At 29.9% G+C, this 2,883-nt stretch carries 1 protein-coding gene; it reads left to right on the top strand.

Features of this window, described 5'->3' with window-relative positions:
• Positions 1–866 precede the first annotated feature (866 nt).
• A partial coding sequence (locus MBCUT_RS00015; protein ID WP_157082397.1) for a NosD domain-containing protein occupies positions 867–2,883 on the top strand: 2,017 nt, incomplete at its 3' end.

Raw genomic sequence — 2,883 nt, 5'->3', positions numbered from 1 at the left:
AAAGTATGCTTCTGATATTAATCCCATAGAGCGAGTTTGGTACTCTATAAAAGATAAATTGTCAGTTACATATGTTGAAGATGAAATGTTTTTAATGACGGAATTTTCGCGATATTTCTATATCTACGCCAATTCCAGAACATTAGTAGAAAATTGGCTCGACATATACATTAATTAGAAACTTTATTTTCAGGACTATAGTTGGTCACGTATTTTGGTTAATAGGTTTGTTTTTTCACTGTTTATTTATCATTTGTTCTTTTGATTGAATTATTATTATAATTTTTATATTATTGTATATATACTATTTTTTAGTAGCTTTTTATTATAAATAGTTCGTATTTTTATAATGGTTAATTATTTTTATTATAAATAGTTCGTATTTTTATAATAGTCAATTATTTTTATTATAAATAGTTCGTGTTTTTATAATGGTTAATTATATATGGTATTAATTATTTATATAATATTTATGTAAGTTAGAATAGTTATTCATGATTTGAATGGTATATATATATATATATTGGTGTAATGTTTAGTATTGAAGTATAATTACATGATGATGATAATTGGTGAATTAATTATGTATATTATTTTATTATTTTTTTGGGGTTCATTGATGAGAGAAAGGTTCTATTAGTTTATTTTAACTAAATTTCTTTTTTTGGAATTTTTCTCTGATTAATGGGTTTTTGATAGATAAAAAATGATCATAGTTCTGGTAATAATAATATAATCATCTATAATTAATCTGAGCTTTGTCTTTTAGATAGTTATTTGACATATAGGTCTATAATTTCTATATTTCATAATCCATTAATCAAAATTTTAAAAAAGAATTTTTTCATTTTGGAGGTGAAAAAAATATGATAATGAAAAATAAAAATGTAATAGCTGCTAAGTTTGAAAAGAATATTTGTTTTCCTAGTGGAACTCATTTAAGGAATCTAGTACTTCTAACCTTTGTTTTTTTGTGCTTCTTTGCACTTTTATCTGGTGTTAGTGCTGCAAACTTTAATAGTTCTTCTACTAATGATGAGATTCAGAATTTCCTCAGTAATACAACCGCAACTGATAATGAGGTTGTTTTTGATGCAGGAGATTATAACACTATCACTGGTTTAAATGTTTCAAGAAGCGTTAACATATCCTCAAACGGCCAAGTGAACATAAAAGGTCCCAATACTGGCACACTATTTAATATCACAGCACCGAACGTAAAAATAGTTAATTTGAATATGAGTGGATATAACACAGCAATTAATTCAAATACAAGCAATTTATCAGTTATTGGATGTAATATAAGTACAATCGATAGAAGCATCCATTTATCTGGTGATTCATTAACTGGTGTATTATTGGAAAATAATACTATAATTTCTACTGTAAACAACAATACGTATGGTGCTGTATATGTAAACGCCACAGATGGCTCAGTTGTTAAAATTACAGTTAAAGGTAACAATATCCTAGGTAACGGTACAACTAACTCGATGGGCATACGTTTCAATGTTACATCTTGTAATAATACTCTAATTTTCGAAAACAACAACATCACAGGAACATCCTCACAGGGTGTTGGTATGTATGCAGAAACCAGCAACAACAACATAATCTTCACCAACAACAATATCACAGGAACATCCGGATCTAGTCTTTATCTGTTTGCACACACCAATAGTAACAATACTATAACCTTTACCAACAACATCCTCACAGGATCAGGACACGGTTTTGCTCTGGATGCATACACCAATTGTAACAACACTATAACCTTCACTAACAACAATATCACATGCACAGGAACATCTGCATCCGCTGTTTATCTGTATGGATACACCAGCAACAATAACATGACCTTAACCAACAACAATATCACAGGAGCATTCCGTGGTGTTTTTCTGGATGCACACACCAATAGTAACAACACTATGACTATCACCAATAACAACATCACAGGAATATCAAACTATGGTGTTTATACGAATATACACAACAATTGTAGCAGCAACATAACCTTAACCAACAACAATATCACAGGAACAACATACGGTGTTGTTCTGTCTGTATACAACAATTGTAGCAGCAACATAACCTTAACCAACAACAATATCATAGGAACAACATACGGTTTTGCTCTGGATGCATACACCAATTGTAACAACACTATAACCTTAACCAACAACAATATCACAGGAACATCAGGCTATGGTGTTTATATGTATGCACACACCAGCAACAACACTATAACCTTAACCAACAACAACATCATAGGAACAACATACGGTGTTCATCTTCGTGCAGAAACCAGCAACAATACTATCAGTTTCACTGATAACAATATTAAGGTTGTTTCCTATGGTATATATGTTAACTGTAATAATAATCTAAGTTTTAGTGGTTTGTCTGTAGTGAATAATACTATTAATGCTACTAACGCTACTGGTATTGGTATTGGTTTTGTTAATCTTAATTCTGTTGATTTGAGTGATATTTTTGTTTCTGGTAATAATATTTTTGCTGGAACAACTGGTGGTACTGGTATTAATTTTGCTACTGGTCTTAATTCTGTAAATAATGTTACTATCAATTATAATCGTGTTTTAGCTGGTACTGGTTTGAGTATTCCAACTATGACTAGTGGTATAGATGCGAATCTTAATTGGTGGGGAGCTAACGATATAACTGGTAAAATTATGGGTATTACTACTAGTAATCATTATATTTTGAATATTACTAACTCTAGTAGTTTGGATGATGTTCATTTTGGTGATAAGCTTAGATTTTATCTGTTAGTATTGAATACTACTCTTGATAATACTGGTGTTGAGAATTTACCGGATTTTATCATTAATGGTACTTTAAATGGTGAAGATTATAATT

Source organism: Methanobrevibacter cuticularis (assembly GCF_001639285.1).
GTDB classification, from domain to species: Archaea; Methanobacteriota; Methanobacteria; order Methanobacteriales; family Methanobacteriaceae; genus Methanobaculum; species Methanobaculum cuticulare.
The sequence above is the reverse complement of the archived record's forward strand: the minus strand, read 5'-3'. Positions and strand labels throughout refer to the sequence as shown.